The 16,974-nt window shown below is 61.4% G+C and carries 13 protein-coding genes; 8 read left to right on the top strand and 5 right to left on the bottom strand.

All coding sequences use genetic code 11. From position 1 onward, the window contains the following. Positions 1–44: 44 nt before the first annotated feature. Positions 45–1,154, bottom strand: a complete 1,110-nt coding sequence (locus P0648_RS15340; RefSeq protein WP_277504597.1) for a kelch repeat-containing protein — start codon at positions 1,152–1,154, stop codon at positions 45–47. 3 nt (positions 1,155–1,157) lie between these two features. Then, a complete protein-coding gene (locus P0648_RS15335) occupies positions 1,158–2,084 on the bottom strand; it encodes a class I SAM-dependent methyltransferase (protein ID WP_277504596.1) in 927 nt (308 codons plus the stop codon). Positions 2,085–2,381: 297 nt separating this feature from the next. On the opposite strand from P0648_RS15335, the gene P0648_RS15330 reads away from it, so the two are divergent. From P0648_RS15330 to P0648_RS15315, 4 genes are all read left to right on the top strand, one after another. Beyond that, a complete protein-coding gene (locus P0648_RS15330) occupies positions 2,382–3,386 on the top strand; it encodes a GNAT family N-acetyltransferase (RefSeq protein WP_277504594.1) in 1,005 nt (334 codons plus the stop codon). A gap of 330 nt (positions 3,387–3,716) precedes the next feature. Continuing rightward, positions 3,717–4,661 carry an NAD-dependent epimerase/dehydratase family protein gene (locus P0648_RS15325; RefSeq protein ID WP_277504593.1) on the top strand — a complete coding sequence of 315 codons (945 nt, stop codon included), beginning with the start codon at positions 3,717–3,719 and terminating at the stop codon, positions 4,659–4,661. 42 nt (positions 4,662–4,703) lie between these two features. Next, a complete protein-coding gene (locus P0648_RS15320) occupies positions 4,704–5,735 on the top strand; it encodes a glycosyltransferase family 2 protein (RefSeq protein ID WP_277504592.1) in 1,032 nt (343 codons plus the stop codon). A 318-nt stretch (positions 5,736–6,053) separates the two neighbouring features. After that, on the top strand, positions 6,054–6,353 hold the full coding sequence (locus P0648_RS15315) for an ArsR family transcriptional regulator (protein WP_277504590.1): 300 nt from the start codon (positions 6,054–6,056) through the stop codon (positions 6,351–6,353). Between the two features lie 62 nt (positions 6,354–6,415). Here P0648_RS15315 and P0648_RS15310 read toward each other — a convergent pair whose 3' ends face one another. Beyond that, on the bottom strand, positions 6,416–7,621 hold the full coding sequence (locus tag P0648_RS15310) for a succinylglutamate desuccinylase/aspartoacylase family protein (RefSeq protein ID WP_277504589.1): 1,206 nt from the start codon (positions 7,619–7,621) through the stop codon (positions 6,416–6,418). A gap of 619 nt (positions 7,622–8,240) precedes the next feature. Here P0648_RS15310 and P0648_RS15305 point away from each other — a divergent pair. Then, the gene (locus tag P0648_RS15305; protein ID WP_277504587.1) at positions 8,241–9,749 is read left to right on the top strand and encodes an oligosaccharide flippase family protein; all 1,509 of its coding nucleotides are present in this window, start codon (positions 8,241–8,243) and stop codon (positions 9,747–9,749) included. A 45-nt stretch (positions 9,750–9,794) separates the two neighbouring features. Here the strand turns inward: P0648_RS15305 and P0648_RS15300 are convergent, their stop codons facing one another. Further along, positions 9,795–10,601 carry a hypothetical protein gene (locus P0648_RS15300; RefSeq protein WP_277504585.1) on the bottom strand — a complete coding sequence of 269 codons (807 nt, stop codon included), beginning with the start codon at positions 10,599–10,601 and terminating at the stop codon, positions 9,795–9,797. 390 nt (positions 10,602–10,991) lie between these two features. Between P0648_RS15300 and P0648_RS15295 the strand changes: the two genes are divergently transcribed. Both P0648_RS15295 and P0648_RS15290 read left to right on the top strand, forming a co-directional pair. Next, positions 10,992–12,146: a hypothetical protein gene (locus tag P0648_RS15295; protein WP_277504584.1), complete on the top strand. Its 1,155-nt coding sequence runs from the start codon at positions 10,992–10,994 to the stop codon at positions 12,144–12,146. Positions 12,147–12,155: 9 nt separating this feature from the next. Next, positions 12,156–13,904: a hypothetical protein gene (locus P0648_RS15290; RefSeq protein ID WP_277504583.1), complete on the top strand. Its 1,749-nt coding sequence runs from the start codon at positions 12,156–12,158 to the stop codon at positions 13,902–13,904. On the opposite strand, the gene P0648_RS15285 is transcribed toward P0648_RS15290, so the two are convergent. Then, positions 13,901–15,859: a hypothetical protein gene (locus tag P0648_RS15285; RefSeq protein ID WP_277504582.1), complete on the bottom strand. Its 1,959-nt coding sequence runs from the start codon at positions 15,857–15,859 to the stop codon at positions 13,901–13,903. The genes P0648_RS15290 and P0648_RS15285 overlap by 4 nt on opposite strands. Before the next feature lie 127 nt (positions 15,860–15,986). Between P0648_RS15285 and P0648_RS15280 the strand changes: the two genes are divergently transcribed. Continuing rightward, positions 15,987–16,973: a DUF1616 domain-containing protein gene (locus P0648_RS15280; RefSeq protein WP_277504581.1), complete on the top strand. Its 987-nt coding sequence runs from the start codon at positions 15,987–15,989 to the stop codon at positions 16,971–16,973. Position 16,974 lies beyond the last annotated feature (1 nt).

Here is a 16,974-nt window from a genome sequence, read left to right as displayed (position 1 = left end):
CCTACTCGCACTCGCACCCGAAAATCGTCCCCAGTTCGAGAACCTTAGCAGACGGACCCGCGAAGGAGCTTGCTCACGACCGGGAGATTACAAAAAAACGTCTCTGCGCTCCGACTCACGCGGCTGAAACTCGCGCTCTCGAACGTCAGCACCTCGACTGCATCTGAGTAGAAGAAGCCCGGCTCCGTGCCGCCAGCGGCGGCGTAAATGCGGTTGCCGAGGGCGGCGACGCCGAGGCCGTGGCGAGGCGTCGGCAGGTTGGGGAGGGCGAACCACGCGTCTTCTGCCGGGTCGTACACCTCGACTTGCGGGTTGGTTCCGTTCGGACTCTCCCCGCCCATGACGACGAGGACACCGCCAAGTGTGGTCGCGCCGAACCCGCTTCGAGCGGTCGGCATTGCCGTCACTGCTTCCCAGCTGTTCGTCGCCGGGTCGTACACCTCGGTCGTCCGGAGGTTCGAATACAGGTTCCCCGTCCGGCCGCCGATGGCGTAGAACTTCCCGTCGAGGACTGCGGCGGTGAGGTGCTCTCTCGCGGTCGGCATGGCTGGGCCACTCGACCAGGTGTCGGCCTCGATGTCGTAAATCTCGAACGTGTCGGTGACGTCGTCGATGCCGACGCCACCGGCGGCGTAGATGCGTCCCTCGTGGACTGCGGCAGCGAGCGCCCCCCGGACTGTCGGCATGGGTTTGCGTTCGACCCACGACGACCCTTCGAGGCGATAGACCGTGTTCACGGGGTCCCACTGATTCTGATAGCCACCGACGACGTAGAGGTGTCCACCGTGGGAAATCGCCGTCGTGTGGTGGAGCCCGACCGGAAGCGACGGCCCTTCGGCCCAGCTACCGGTTGACGGGTCGAAAATCGCGACGGTGCGGCTGGCCACGCGCCCGGGCTCGATGCCGCCGAGGACGTAGAGTTTGTTGTCGAGCACCGCCGCGGACACTTCCGTCCGCTCGGTGGGCATGGTGACTCCCGGTTCCCACTCGGTCTCTGCCTCGTAAATCGGCGGCGAGAGGAGCGACGAGCAACCGGCTATCGAAGTCATCGTGCCGAGAAGGAGGCCGGTCGTCGCGAGGAATTCTCTGCGGGTCGGGTGGAAGTGGGGAGAGCTGGAGTAGCGGGGTTCGGGGGAGTTGTGTGTCGTGTCCATTACCTAATCTGATGCCGAGTGTACCGGGGGTTCGCCGTTATTTATCTGAATCGCCGCCTGAATGTGCCCCTCGCTGTCGCCGGGTTGGATACCGTTCCGTGGGGTGTCTGCGGACCTGACGATGTAGCCGCTGCTCCCAGGGCAACTGTAGTTGCCGCGTGGGTTGTAGTGCCACGTCATCAGCCCGTAGTCCTGGGAGTGCTCTGCGACGAACGTCTCGAAGGCGTCGTTCCACCCGATGTGGTTCGACACCATGATACCGCCGGGTCTGAGGTACTGCCAGGCGAGTTCGAACTCGAATATCATCGAGGAGACGGCGTGCGAGGAGTCGTGGTGGAAGAAGTCGATCTCCTCGAGCCGGGTGAGCAGCCGAGGCAACTCGAGCTGTGGCTTCCCGGAGATGAGTTCCCAGCGCCCGCGCAGGTGTTCGGGGACGAGCCAGCCCGGTTCCTTTCCGGCGGGGACGAGGTGCGTTCCCTCCTCTGCGCAGGACGGCCGACCGCGGTAGTAGCCCGCCTCGGTGAGTGGGTCTACGTCGCCCTGGTGGTTGCTCAGGTAGTCAGAGTAGTCGATAGAGTAGAGGCGACCGGAGCCGTTCGCTTCCAGGGCGGCGAGAATCGAAAGCGTCGACACGCCGTTGTAGACGCCGGTTTCGACGATGACTTCCGGTTTGTACTCTCGGATGAGGGCGTACATCCGGATACACTCGTCCTTGTGGGCGTCGAACAGCGAGACGCCCTTTGGCAGTTGCTTGATGCCCTCGAAGATGGTCGGCCCGATGAGACTCGCGTTGAACTCGTCCTCGTAGGCTTTCATCTGTGCTTCCGAGCCGAAAAAGCGCGTCGAGAACGCTTCTGTCGTGTCGAGCGTTTTCTTCCGATCCTTCCACGAGAACTTCGGATTCAGTACGTAGTACCACTTTCGCAGCATAGACTGGTAGGCCTCTGGCGTTTGCAAATACAGTTGGTTGATTTTGTCCTGGAACACGTGAAATCACCTTCTTGCTGTCCCCCTCCCCACGAGGATGCAACAGCGACGGTTTGAATCACTACTACATTCGAAAACATCCTGTATAGTTAACGACACACTTAGAGACTGTCGGGGGTTCCTACCGGGTATCCACCTCGGCTAAACACGGCCTAACGAATGGTGGCAACCCCCCGGAAACGGGGGTTTCGGGCTGGTAGGTTCTGCGTTACAAAGTCCATCTGCCACATACACAGGGTGATGCGTATTGAGCAATTGGACCTGTCAGAATGGGGAGCTGAACTTCCCAAGACGGGCTTCGAAGTATTTCACACGCAGGAAGCGCTCTCCGTCATGGCAGAGCACGCTTCCGGCGAACTACAGCTGTTCGGCGGCTTCAACGGCGAGGAGGCGGTTGCGCTCTTGCCGGTGTTCGTCCAGGAACGACCCTTCGGGCGAGCGATTGTGTCGCCACCGCCCGCGATGGGCGTGCCACACCTCGGCCCCGTCCTCATGCCCAACAGTCCGAAGCGGCGGAAACACGAGCAACTGAACCAGCAGTTCACCGAGGGTGTCCTGAAGGAACTCGACGCGGACAACTCTCGGACGCTGTTCCGGATGGTCTGTTCGCCCGCGTACCACGACCCGCGCCCGTATCGGTGGGGTGACTTCCGCGTCTCGTCTGATTTCACCTACCACCTGCCAATCGGCGGCGAGTCGCTCGACGACATCCAGAGTTCGTTCAGCCGAAGCCTCCGGACGGAGATTCGGCGCATCGACGACCTCGACATGACCCTCAGTGTGGAGGGCATCGACTCCGCAAAGCAGGTCTACGAAGACCAGGTCGCTCGGTACGCAGAGCAGGGTGAAACGTTCACGCTCACCTGGGAGTACGTCCGCGACCTGCTGCTCTCCCTCGGCGACCGAGCTCGGGTCTACGTCGCCCGCGACGGCGATGGCAACTACCTGAACGGCATCATCGCGCTCTACTCGAACGACACGGTGTACTACTGGCTCGGCGGCATGCGCGCAGACTACGAGAACGTCAGCGTGAACACGCTCATCCACTGGTCTATCATTCGCGACGTGGTCGAAGATCCCGCGCTTTCGAGCATCACGACCTACGACATGGTCGGGGCGAACACTCAGCGCCTCTGTGAGTACAAATCGAAGTTCGGCGCGCAACTCGTCCCCTACTACGTCGTCGAGACGAACAGCCCGTTGATGGACGTCGCGAAGACGGCCTACAACGTCGTAAAACGGTAACGATTGCTCCTCTTTTGAATCGGCTTGCGGCGGAGAAATTCACACCTACCGTGTCGGTCGCGTGCTGTCGACTGTTCGGCAGAATCGCAACCCGACGGGGGCTAACCCGTCAATCGCTCAGTTCGTTCCGGACGGTAGCGCCGCGAAGATTACCCGGTTGCTGAAACTGTCTGATTAGCATGGACTTTCAGGTTCAAGCCTCGCCTGCTGATTTCTAACCCGAATATAACAATCCGTATACTCTTCGCTTTTAGAATATGATGATTCGCATAGCAACCAGCGCAGTTCGCATCCGGCCTGCGCGGCGCTCGCCTCGTCTGGGGGGGCCCGATGGGTGAGTCGCCACTGACCGGGCAAACCGTCCTCGTCACGGGTGGTGCCGGGTTCATCGGGAGCCATCTCGTCGATGCGCTCGTCCCGACGAACACCGTCCGCGTCGTAGACGACTTCTCGACCGGATCAAGGGCCAACCTGCCCCAGGGCGTCACGGTCTTCGAAGGCGACGTTCGTGACTCGGGCGTGCTCAGAGAAGCGATGGACGGCGTTGACCTCGTCTTCCACGAGGCGGGATTCGTGAGCGTGAAAGGCTCCATCGAATCGCCGTACTTCAGCAATCTCGTGAATGCGAACGCGACGGTCGCCGTCCTCGAGCTCGCCCGCGAGCACGACGCACGAGTCGTCATCGCGTCGAGTGCGGCGATTTACGGCGCTCCCGAATCCGTCCCCATCGGGGAGGACGCACGGACTGCGCCCGACTCGCCCTACGGCATCGACAAACTCACCGCGGACCACTACGCACGCGCGTACAACCGACTCTACGGCCTCGACACCGTCGCCCTGCGCTACTTCAACGTGTACGGACCCCGCCAGACGGCGGGAGATTACAGCGGCGTCATCAGCACGTTCGTGCGCCAGGCCACCCAAGGCGGGCCGATTACGGTCCACGGCGATGGAAGCCAGACCCGCGACTTCATCCACGTCTCCGACGTGGTGCAGGCGAATCTCCTCGCCGGCGTCACCGAGCACACCGGGCAGGCCTACAACGTGGGGACGGGACAGGCGCTGTCGATTCTCGAACTCGCGGAACTGATTCGCGACCTCGCGGACACGCCGGTCGAAATCCAGTTCACCGAGCCGCGAACCGGCGATATTCAACACAGCTGTGCGGATGTCTCGCGGATTCGCGACCGGCTCGGGTTCGGCGCACAGGTATCGCTCGACGACGGGCTCAGCGAATTGGTCGCGGCGGCCAAACAGGCACAGTCAACGAACTGAGCCCGGAGGACCCGGGCGGAAACAACACAGGGGAAACAACAGATGTACAACGGAAATTCAATTGGCGTCGTCATCCCGGCCTACAACGAGCAGGGATTCGTGGGGAAAGTGATCGAATCGGTTCCGGACTTCGTAGACCGAGTGTACGTCATCGACGACGGCTCGACCGACGATACGTGGGCGGAGATTCAGGCGGCCGTCTCGGTGAGCCGGACGCGCCCGCTCGGGACGGTGGCTGACGGTGGGTCGAACACGAATCGCGTCGTCGCGATTCAACACGTCGTAAACCGCGGAGTCGGTGCGGCTATCAAGACTGGCTACCTCCGCGCACGGGACGACGGCGTCGACATCGTCACCGTCCTCGGTGGCGACGGACAGATGGACCCGGACCTGCTGACGCTGGTCATCGACCCCATCGCGGAAGGTGAGGCCGAATACGTCAAAACCAACCGACTGCTCAGAGCCTCCCACCGCCAGTCGATGCCGAAGTTCCGGTACGTCGGTAACGTCGTCCTCACCTACCTCACGCGCATCGCGAGTGGGTACTGGGGCATTGGCGACCCGCAAAGCGGCTACACCGCCATCTCTCGACGGGCGCTCGAAACCATCGACGTAGAGAACATGTACGAGTTCTACGGCTACTGCAACGACCTGCTCGTCAGGCTCAACGTCCACGAACTCCGCGTCGTGGATGTGCCGATGCCCGCCATCTACGGGGACGAAGTGAGCCACATCCGCTACTCGACGTACATCCCGAACGTCTCGAAGATGCTGCTGCGAAACTTCCTCTGGCGGCTCAACGCGAAATACCTCCGCAACGGGAGCTACTCCGTCGTCGGGTGCTACACGCTCGCCGTGGCAATCGGAGTTCTCGCGCTCCTCTCGACCGTCGTCGGCATTGAGGGCGTCTCGCGGCTCTCGACCGCGGTGGGGGGTCTCACGGCAATCACGGTGTTCGGGCTGCTCGCGATGACCCTCGACAAGCGGGCCAACGACCACCTCGACGCAGCACGCTCGCCCGCTGAGGAATCCGGCGTCGAACCAGTCACAGTGAACAGCTCACAGTCCCACTAAGCTCCCGCAATTCTCTGGTGGGGGTTTTCACGAAATATATTGGTTCTTTCTTCAGACAGTCATTTTATCGCGATGAAATCGTTCGTAAACGAAAGACTGTCGCGAATTATTGAATATTTTCAGACGGAAGGTTTATGTAATTTTCAGTAGCTTACCCCACGTAATGGCACGCGAACAGGGACGAAACCGACTCACCGTGAGAGCGGCGGTGCCGGAAACGCCGGCACTGCCTGCATTCACCGACTCGAGGAACCGGCGCCGACTCGCCCGCGCGAGCGGTCGCGCAGCAAGCCTGCAGGTACCCGTCTACCTTCACCGATGAGTCGAACACAGGAGACACAGACAGTGGACGATTGGGACGAAGTGAGCTACATCATTAGCTCACAGTATCGCGTCGTCGTACTCGGGCAGCTCGCAGAAGGCCCGTCGACGCCGTCACGCCTGGCGAGCAACTCGGACAATGCGATTTCGCACATCTCCCGTGCGCTCGGCGAACTTCGCCGCCGGTCGCTCATCGAACTGCTGGTCTCAGAACAGCAGAAGAAAGGCCGCGTCTACGGCATCACCGAAGACGGCGAGAAACTCTGGGACCTCATCGATTCGAAGGGACTCGCCTGACAGGCGCGGAAGCGACCGCTGGTCACGTTGCATCGCGGCAGAACTCCCCACCCCGGGGTCGCTTAGACGGTCGAGAGCGTAATCTCGGTCGTGTCCGTTAGCCCGGCCTCGTCGGTCGCTGTGAGGATGATTGGGAACGTCCGGCAGGCGTCGAGTTTGACGCGGGTCTTCGCACCGGTCGCGTCGGTCGTGCCGTCTCCGGTGAGGTCCCATTCGAATGTGACGATACTGCTGTCGCCAGCCGTCGAGCCGGAGGCGTCGAGTTCGACGACGGTCCCCTTCTCCAGGTTCGCGTTCATCGCGTCGGATGGCGTGGTCGAAATCGTCGCGGAAGGCGGTTCTTCCGGCTCTGGGGTTTCTTCTGGCGTCTCGGTTTCCTCGGGAGTTTCCGTCTCTTCAGGAGTTTCCGTCTCCTCGGGAGTCTCCGTCGGCGTGTCTTCCGGCGTCTCGGTTTCCTCGGGCGTTTGCGTCGCCGTGGTCGTCGTCGAACTCGTCCCCGCGAACAACTCTTCTGCAGAGATGCGGCGGGTAATCACCGAGTGCCACTTGATGCGCGTCGAGAGGTCTACGTCCGTCGAGAGGGTTTCGACGAGGAACGCGTCTGCCCCGGCGTCACGAGCGGCTTTGTGGACGAACAGGCCCGTCGGTTCCGAATTGGGGCCCGAGAAGCCACCGAGTTTGAAGTGGTAATCCGAATCGTCGATCCACCGGTTGTTGATGAAGTTGACCGCGTCCTCTGCGTCCTGGGTCGCCTCTTGGCCGTCTGAATGGAAGACGGTCTGGCCGACGCCGTCGATGTCGTCGCCGTCGTAGCGCTCCTGTGATTCGTGGAGGTCGAGCACGGTATCGGGTTCGTACTCCTCGACGACGCTCCAGATGGCGCGGGCAAGTTCCGTCTCCGGCTGACTGCCGGTCGGGAACTGGCGGTTCAAGTCGCCGTTTTCGCCCGTTCGGGTGTTTCGTTGAATTGCAACCTCGTTGGCTCGTGGAATCACGACGAGGGTTCCCGATTCGATGTCCCACTGTGCAATCTCTCCGGCGGCTTCATAACCGGCCGTCTCGTTCCCATGTAGTCCACCAACTACGAGAACGGTCGGGCCTTCATTTTCGCCGCGGATGACGAACCCGTCCGTCTCGTGTTCGGTTCCGGAGAGGAGGGTAAACGAGTCGCGACTGGCCTGTGCCGATCCGCTGGTCGCTCGGACGAGGCTCGCGCCACCGAGCGCGACACCACTCATCGCAAGTACGGTTCTTCTGGGGTATTTCATATCTGACATCCCACGTGCGCTTTCACGCTACCGTATGATTATTATCGAGTTATTAATATGGATGTTCTATCACTTTTGTATCTCAAAAGCAAATAAATCATTCTGACACGACTGTCTGGGGAAACAATTGTTTAACTTTTCCAGCATTTACGATCTGTATTGACACACAATTTTTCCTGTATTTATGATTCTCTAATGTATCTCTCGAACGATGCGTTTTTACCTTCTGAGGGGTCGAGGCGATATCATTCGATTGGCCCACACCGCACAGTGCGAGACTCGATTTTGAGTTGTAGTTACCTCTCACCCGCTGTCGGTTATTGCCGGTTATGCAGCACTGTCTGGAAGGGTAACAGCCGCATAACGAAGCCTCGTTTCGACCATAAACAGTATAGTTGTCGTGATTGGTCGCTCGCGAAGATACTCTGTCGTAGTAATGTATCGGCCGAGACAGGGTGTGAAGCGAGCGACCAATCCGTGTTCCATCGGGTCGATATATGTATCCTGAAAATAACCGGCAGAAACAAAGCTCAAACGGCGAGGTACCTCCACACTCATGGCTCTGCGCGGACAGGTTGTGCCGCCCAGGACACCTCCTCGGAGAGCCGGACGGTGGACGATGGGGTTGAGCGTCTTCCGCGGCATCTCGGTCATGGTAAGCGGCCGAGTCGCTATGATCTTCGCCCACGTCCTCATCACGCCGCTGCTCGTCCGGGCACTTGGCGGCGATTTTGGGAACTTTACGTTCATCATCTCAGTGATGACGTTTACCATCCTCTTCCACGGGGCGATGAACACCGGTCTCCGGAAGTACATCTCCGAACGCCGGGCGACAGAGGGGTGGCAGAGCCAGGTGTTCGGCTTCTACGTCCGAGTCTCGACGTCGATCACCGTCGGCGTGCTCGCGCTCGTCGTCATCGCCATCGAGTCGGGGTTTGTCGCGCGGGTTCTCGACCCCTCGTTCGAACTGTACTTCTACCTCATGGCCGGGATGATTCTCCTCCGCAACTTTATGATGCTGGGCCAGGCCACCCTCGAAGGATCCGGCAAGGAGCACATTTCCGAGACGCTGAACGTCGCCCACCGCATCGGTTTCGGTGTGGTGGCAATCGGATTGAGCATCGCCGGATTCGGGCTTTTCGGGGTTCTGCTTGGCGATATCATTGTGACGTTCGTCGTCGTGACGCTTTTCATGCTGTTCGCGCGGCGCTACGTCTCGTTCGCGAGCGTCGTCACCCTCCCGCCGGAATCGTTCCCACGCCGCGAAGTCTCCCGGTTCAACGGACAGAGCCTCCTGCTCAGTGTGCTCATCCTCTCGTTGTACCACGTGGACATTCTCATGCTCCGCCTGCTCACCGGCAGTGAAGTGACCGGCCACTACAAGGCGGCGTTGCTCGTCGCGGAGTTCCTTTGGGTCGCGCCCATCGCGATCCAGAACGCGCTCGTCCACACGACGTCTGAACTGTGGTCGCTCGAAGAACACGAACGCATCCAGGGCATCGCGGCGTTCCTCACCCGCTACACCACCGTCGGCACCACGTTCATCGTGGTGTTGCTCGTCCCGCTTGCCGGGCCGTTCGTGACGATGTACTTCGGCGCAGACTACGCGCCTGCTGCCCTCCCGCTGCTCATCTTGCTTCCCGGTGCGCTCGGGTTCGCCATCGCGAAACCGTTGCTCGGCATCGGTCGTGGGAAGGGTGACATCCACGTCCTCATCCACGGGACGGCGGTGGCCGCTGGACTCAACGTCCTGTTGAACTTCTTGCTGATTCCCCGCTACGGGATGTACGGCGCGGCCGTCGCCACGAGCGTCGGGTACGGGACGATGGTCCTCGCCCACGTCTGGGGGGCGACGCGAATGGGCTTCAACCCCGTGAGCGACATGCGCCTCGGGCGGCTGTTCGTCGCCTCGGGACTCACCCTCGCGGTGATACTCCCGCTCAGCGCCATGCTCCCGACGGACGCGCTCCGCCTCGTCCTGATTCCCGTCGTCGGAGTACTCGTCTTCTGGCCAGTTGCCATCACGACGGGACTCATCGACCGGGCGGAACTCACACGACTCGGCGAGCGGTTCGCGGCGTTCATCCCTCGGTCGGTCGTCGTCCGCTGGCAGGCGCTGTTCGGGTGAGGTAGTCAGCGCCGCGTCGAACTAGTTTGTAAAAAGAAACGCCGCTCAGAGGGTTCCGTCGGGCGTGAAGAAGTGGGTCGTCCCCTTGCTATCCTTGTAGAGCCAGCGACTGTTGGTCGCGTCCCAGGCCCACTCCTGTGAGACGAGGCTTTCTGGCGTCGGATTCGTCACTTCTCGCAGGCCGAACACCGGGTTCCCGTGGACGTTGATGCGGTTCGCGTCGAGGTCGAGGGTGAGCGTCGAATCTCCACGTTCGTGGTTGTAGAACTGGAGGTCCTTCCCGACGCTCGCGTCCATGAAGATGCTCCAGCGCGGCCGATTTTGCTCGTCTAAGAACCGGAAGAACGCGTCGCCGGTTTCCTTCCCGCTCCCAATGTCGAGGTAGACGTCTCCCGTGTGGACGTCGGTATCGCCGCCGGTGACCTTGAACAGGTTCACGTTCTTCCACTCGACGCTTGGCTTGGCCGCCGCGTAGTGGATGTCGAGCAGCTTCATCGGCTGGGTGTTCCCGCTGCCCTGTGGGTCCGGCTTTACGTACATCGACAGTTCGTTGTCGGGCACGTCCGCGGTCAGCGTGACGAGCCGTTCGCCTTGCTCGTTGTACCAGTTCATCCCGGCGTACTTCTCGTCGGCGGGTGCCTGGAGCGCGATCTGCGGGAACGTCCCTTTGATGTTCAACTCGCCGCGATAGCGCTCCGAGAGATTCGTCACGGCGTCGCCGACGTCGAGCGTCTTCGCTTTGAAATTTTGAACCGGCTCTGTCGGTACGTTCGTCTCGGTCATCGAAAAGCAACCGGCTAAACTCCCATAGATGACCGGAAGCGCGCCGGAGAGTACTGCCCGTCGTCTCATGAGGCACCTATGTGAGCAGGTACGAAAGGTAGTCACTGCATACCGCTTTTCGCCGTTCGTTCGCGGACACACAAAACGTATAACCAGTTGCTAATTTCAACCGACGACACTTTTTCAGACCGTTTCACTGGCGCATATCGACTACCGATACAGTTTGTAAAATTGGCATATGCGGGCTCGCTCGTTTCAGAGCCCCTCCGTGTGAGTCGATTAATGGCCGATTATGTGTACGTTCTTCGCCAACACAAAGTAGGATAATTTCACTGATAAATACGTCTGTTAAACACACTCTCACAGATTCTATAGTATTATTCTGTGACTCTCACGGATTCTGACTAATGTCAAAAAGAAAATAGTTATGGTGGATAGGTCAGACATTTCTGACTGTACATGGCACGCGAATGTCCGCATAGAGAGACAGAGAGACATCCACGCGACGACAGTGGGTCGCCCTCCATCGGGCGACGGGGCTTTCTCGCCCTCTCCGGGGTCGTCGTGGCGTCGCTCGCGGGCTGTACGAGCGACCGGGAACCGACCGGGACGGACGTCGAGTCGTTCACCTCCTTTGGCTACGGTGGCGCGCCGTCTTACCAGGCACAGGAGCGAACGGTCACCACCGGCGAATCGGAACCGAACGACGACCGCACGCAGGCGACGATGGTGGAGACCGGCTCCGCCGTCCGCGCGACGCTGGCGAAACGCGACGAGGACTGGTTCGCCTTCGACGCGACAGAGAGCGAGACGATTCGCATCACTCTGACGCGCCAGTCGAAGAAGGGCGCGCTCGTGGTGGCGCTCTATCACCCCGACGGCGGCCTCTGTGAACGAGTCCACGTCGGCAACTCGAAACCTCACGAGTTCACGTCGCAGGTCCAGGAATCCGGCACCCACTACGTGATGGTCGATTCGACGGCGAAGTCGGGCGGGGACTACCGACTCGTCGTCGAAGCCTTCGGCGCGGAGACGGAGGCCACCACGACGAGTACTGCGACGGAGTCGCCGACTGCAACGAGCACGGCGACAGCGACCACGACAATCACGGAGACGGCAACGTCAGCGCCGACCGCTGAGCAGACGGAGACGCAGACGCCGACTGAAACGGCGACGTCTACAGAGACCCAGGCGACGACGGCGACCGCAACGCAGACGGAATCGACGCAGACAGCGACGCCGACGCAAACCGAAACAGTAACTCCGACGGAAACGGCTACGCCGACTGAAACGACTACTACGGCCACGCCGACTGAGACAGCCACACCGACTCAGACAGCAACTGAAACGGCAACGCCAACGGAAACGACGACAGCGACGCCGACGCCGACGCCAACGGCGACGGAAACCCCTACAGAAACGGTCACTTCGACTCCGACGCCAACGCAGACGGAAACGACGAGCACGGCGACGCCAACCGAAACCACGGCGACGCCGACGGCGACTGAAACGCAGACGACTACACAGACTCCTTCACCAACGCCGACGCCGACCGATGGCGACGATTACGGCACGCAGAACTACGGCGAGTACGGCTACGGTGGAACGATTTAACGGGCAACTATGACGCAAAATCACAATTACAACACCCCACATAAGGGGACCCAAGACTGGCACATCCCACTGAACGACAACTTCCGGGCCATCGACCGCGACATGGAGATTCGCGATGCAGAAGCGAACCTCTCTGCCTACGCACCCGCGGCGAACGCGAAGTTCCTCGCGACCGACACGGGCCGTCGATACGTCGGGGACGGTTCCTCGTGGACGCGCCTCTCCTACCCGGTCGATTCCGGCGAGGGGTCGCCAAACCGCGTGAACATGGTCGCTGCGGGAGCAGACCCCTCCGGCGAGGAACCAATCGACGCGGTGCTCGACCGCGAGGCGGGCGACGACACCGTCTTGTTGTTCCCACCGGGGACGTACAAACTGGGAGACGAGTTCGCGCTCAGCGGGACGGAGAACTTCTCGATGGTGGGCATCGACGGGTCACAGGCGACGACGCTCAAAATCGAGGGCGACTTCGCCGCCTCGAACATGTTCAACTTCGGGCAGAGCGGGAGCGTCGCCGTCTCCGGTCTCACCTTCCAGGGTTTCACCATCGACATGCGCGGCGACGGCGTTGGCGCGGGTGTGTTCTGGATTCACTGCCGGGACCGCCTCCGCGTCGCGGACGTGAACGTCGTCGGCACGCGTGACGACACGGGCGTGCCCTCGGGGCGCGGTGAGTTCCTCATGCGTGCGGACATCACCGAGGAGACTGGCTACGGCGTCGTGGAGGGTCTCACCTCCCTCGACGGGGCGAACGACCCCTCGTCGGGTGACCCGCCGACGGGCATCTACTCGGGAGCGCTCCACAACGGGACCATCACGTACAAAGACTGCTCAGTGGTGGGCTACCAGGACAACGGGCTCTACACCTCCGCGGCCGGAAAGTCTCAGACCGAGAGCACCGTTATCGTCGAGGGTGGCTACTTCGCGAACAACGACATCTCGAACATCCGTCTCGGCGCGGACAACACCTACGTGACCGGTGCGCGCATCGAGATGACCGACGACTCGGGGATGCGCTATGGCAACCCACGCGGGCTGTGGGTGCGTCGCGGCAACTGTGTCGTCGATAGCTGTACCGTCGTCTACGACGAGGGTGATTCGAACGCCATCGAGATCGCCTCCGCCGCGGAGACGGTCCAGATGAACAACGTCAAGGTCGAGATGAACACGAACGAACCGGCACTTCGGGTCGTCGCGGACGACTCGAATACCGCCGTTCGCAAGTTCCGCGACTGCGTGTTCGCTGGCAGTGGCGACGGCAGCAGCAGCTACCAGATGGTGAAGGTCGCGGCTCCCTACACCGTCTTCGAGAACTGTACCGTGGACAACGCGGCGGGCCGCTCGTCGAACAAGCGCGCCGGTATTGACCTGCTCTCAGGGGCGGACAACTGCGCCATCGTCGGCGGCTGGTTCAACACCGACTTCTGGCCTATCAGCGTCCGCGCGAACGACTGTGTGGTAAAAGACGTCGGCTTCGCGGAGGCGGGCGACGGCTCTGAACCCATCTCCATCGACGGGTCGGCCGCGAACACCCGCATCGACGGCAATCTGAACAGTCTCTCCGGAGAAGTGGACGACGGCGGCGACCGCACGACGGTCAACAACGTCGGCTTCAACGGCAGCGCTGACCCTGCCTCCGGTGGCGAGTGGAACGGCAACGGCTACGAGGGGGTCATGGTCGCGTGGCTCGACGGGTCGGGCGCAGAAAAGGTGTCCGTCTACCGCAGCGGCCGCTGGTTCCCGCTCGACGCGGCCTAAGCCGTCACATTCGCGTCGGTGTAGCCAGCCACGCCGTCGGTCGCGTAAACGCGATTTCGCGACGAGAGCGTGGTCGCTTCGAGCAGGTCCGGCGTGATGTAGTACAGCGAGTTCGAGTACGAGGGGTCCGGGTCGTATTCGTTCGTCGGGTACGCCTGAATGCCGCGGTCTCCTAACTCCCCTTCTCGCAACAAGATGAGCTGTGCGTTTTCACCCGTGAGCAAGGCGCCAGTCTCGTAGTCCCATTGGACGATGGTACACGCACCCGCCGGCGAGTAGACCATGTACTTGCAGGTGATGGCGTCGCCGACCACGGCGGTTCCGTCGAGGCCGCCGACGGTGTCCATCGCCGCCACTTCGGGTTCAGTCAGGTAGAACCGGTAGAACTGGCGTTCGACCAGCGGGTTGTCCGAGGCGACGAAATCGTTCGACACCGCGAGCGTCCCCGCAGAGAACACGATGAGCGTGAGGAAGACGAAGTGGGGCAGTCGGCCTCGAAGCACTCGCCCGCGCGAGGTCGAAATCGCCTCGTAGAGCGCGATGACGCCGACGGTCGCTGCGATGGTGATGAACGGGAAGGTGTACTGCCCGAAGCGCAGGATGTTGAACGTAGACGAGAGGTTCCCGATGAGCAGGAGCGGACCGGGGAACGAGAGCGGCGCGAGGAACATCCCGGCGAGGATGGCAACCTTCGCTGGCTTCGAGATGCGCTCGGTCGTAACGCCGCGCAGCACCCCGACGACGAGGAAGAGCAACAGGACGCTGAACTGCAGGTAGTTCAGCATCTCGCTCACTGGTTCGACCGAGATGGAGGGTGGTCCGCTCGCGACGGGGAACGCCTCAGAGTAGGACAGCAACGTGGTGAGCCGCGTGACCATGTACGGCGCGAACAGCACCCAGTAGGCTCCTTGCAGGGCGGCGAGCACGACGATGTCTCGCAGTGTGATTGGCGCGGGTTCGCGCAGCCCGATGAACAGCTTCTGGAGCACGTAGAACACGCCCAGTGCGACGAGGAAGAAGGGCATCGAAACCGTGTGGTAGACGACGATGCCGACGCCGAAAATCGGGACGAACACGTAATAGCTCCGGCCCCGAATCAGGAGCACGTACAGCAACGCGGCGGCGATGACCGACACGATGCTACGGGGAATCGAGTACGCCCCGTAGAAGATGACCCACGTGTTGAGGCTGACGAGCAACGCGGCGGTCAGCCCGGCTTTCTCAGAGTTGAACAGTTCGTGAGCGAGCAGGTACATCACGACCACGAGCACCCCGTAGACGAGTCCGGAGGTCACGAACAGGTAGACGCGCGGTTCGACGGGGATGTCGAGCGCGAGCACCTCGATGGCTCCGAGGACGTGCCAGAGCGGGAACGCCTGATACGGGCCGAACAGTTGCGTGATGTGGCCCGTCTCGACGAGGTTGGTGATGTACCACTCGTGGGGGAATAGGTCGGTTCGCCCGAAGTAGTAGTAGTACTTGAGCGTCATCCCCCAGACGACGTTCACGAGCAGGAAGACGGTCTGTGCGAGAATGACGAGTACTCGCGCCGGGTGCAGTTCCGTCTGGAAGATTTCGAGGAACAGAATCGTTCCGAGGAGACCGATGAGCGCGAAGTAGGCGAGCGGACGGACGGCGAACTGGTGTAAGAGAAGCACGGAGAGCGAGAAGACGACGAAGTACGCGGTGATGAAAAGCCGGAAGCGAATTCGTTCTTCAGCGACAGCTTTCACGTCACCCTGGAAGACGAACGGCGAGTTGACCTCGGCGCGTCGCGTGCGGAGGAAAAACGACACCACCGTGCCGACGAACAGCGGCGCGGTGATGTAGAGACCGAGAATCGTCCACTCAGGCTTGCCGAAGAATATCGGGAACGCCATCCCGGTAATCGCGGCGAACAGCACCGTCGGGATGAGCAAGTTCCGAAGGGTAGTGAAATTGACCGTCCACATCATCTGCCTGTCCAGACGTGTACGATTCGCTTAGTTATCGGCCGTATACCACGGTTAGCCACCTGCTACCGCCGTTAGGCGTCAGCTACCCTCGGATAACTATTTCATGCCAAACATCGTGTATATCTCCATGGCTACCCGTCTCGACGTACCGTATCGGAGCTACGCGGACCTCACCGCGATAAACCTCGTCGTGCTCTTTGCGAGTTTGACGCTGTTCGTCCCGGCCGTCCGTGAGTGGGGACTCCACCTGCTCGTCGTTCCGCTGTTCTTGCTGTTCGTCCCGGGCTACGCGCTCGTCGCAGCCGCGTTTCCGGGCCGACTCATTCCGCAAACTGAGGGGGCACACACCGGTGCTCGCACCCACGTCCGGGTGCTCGAATGGGTCGTCTTCTCGCTGCTCGTGAGCATCGTCGTCGTCCCGCTCATCGGTCTGGCGACCACGTACACGGCGGTCGGATTGCGGCTCGAACCCGTCGTGTTGTTCGTGAGCATCTTCACGCTGGTCGCGTCGGTCGTCGCGGGCGTCCGCCGCCGCAGCACGACGGTCGCCACACCCGACTACGGTGTCTCCGCGTGGCTCGACAGCGCGGTTGCACAACTCAAAGGCCGCGATGGGCGCTCTGCACAGGTCTCCGGCCTGCTCGTCGTCGCCGGCCTCGTTCTTGTCGCCGGCACGTTCGGATACGTCGCCTCGACGCCGCCTGCAGACGTCGGCGAGCAGTTCACCGAATACGCGCTGCTCGCAGAAACCGAGACGGGAACCTACGCGGCCACTGGCTATCCGTCTGCGCTCACCGTCGGCGAACCGACCACCTTCGCCGTCGGCATCACCAACCACGAGGGCATCGCGACTGAGTATACGGTCGTCGTCCTGCTACAGGAAGTGGATTCTGCGAACGCAGTCGTCGCACAGGACGAACTTCTCCGCCAGACGGTCACTGTCGGTGATGGCAGCTTCGCTGTCGAACCGCTTGCCGTCAGCCCGACCCGGTCCGGCGAGCGCCTCCGGCTCACGTACCTGTTCTACGAAGGAGCTGCGCCGGCCTCACCGTCGAGTGAAACCGCGAGCGAAGAACTCTACCTCTGGGTCAGCGTCTCAGACGTGACGGCCTGAC

The organism is Haladaptatus sp. DYSN1, from assembly GCF_029489995.1.
Classification (GTDB): Archaea; Halobacteriota; Halobacteria; order Halobacteriales; family Halococcaceae; genus QDMS2.
The sequence above is the reverse complement of the archived record's forward strand: the minus strand, read 5'-3'. Positions and strand labels throughout refer to the sequence as shown.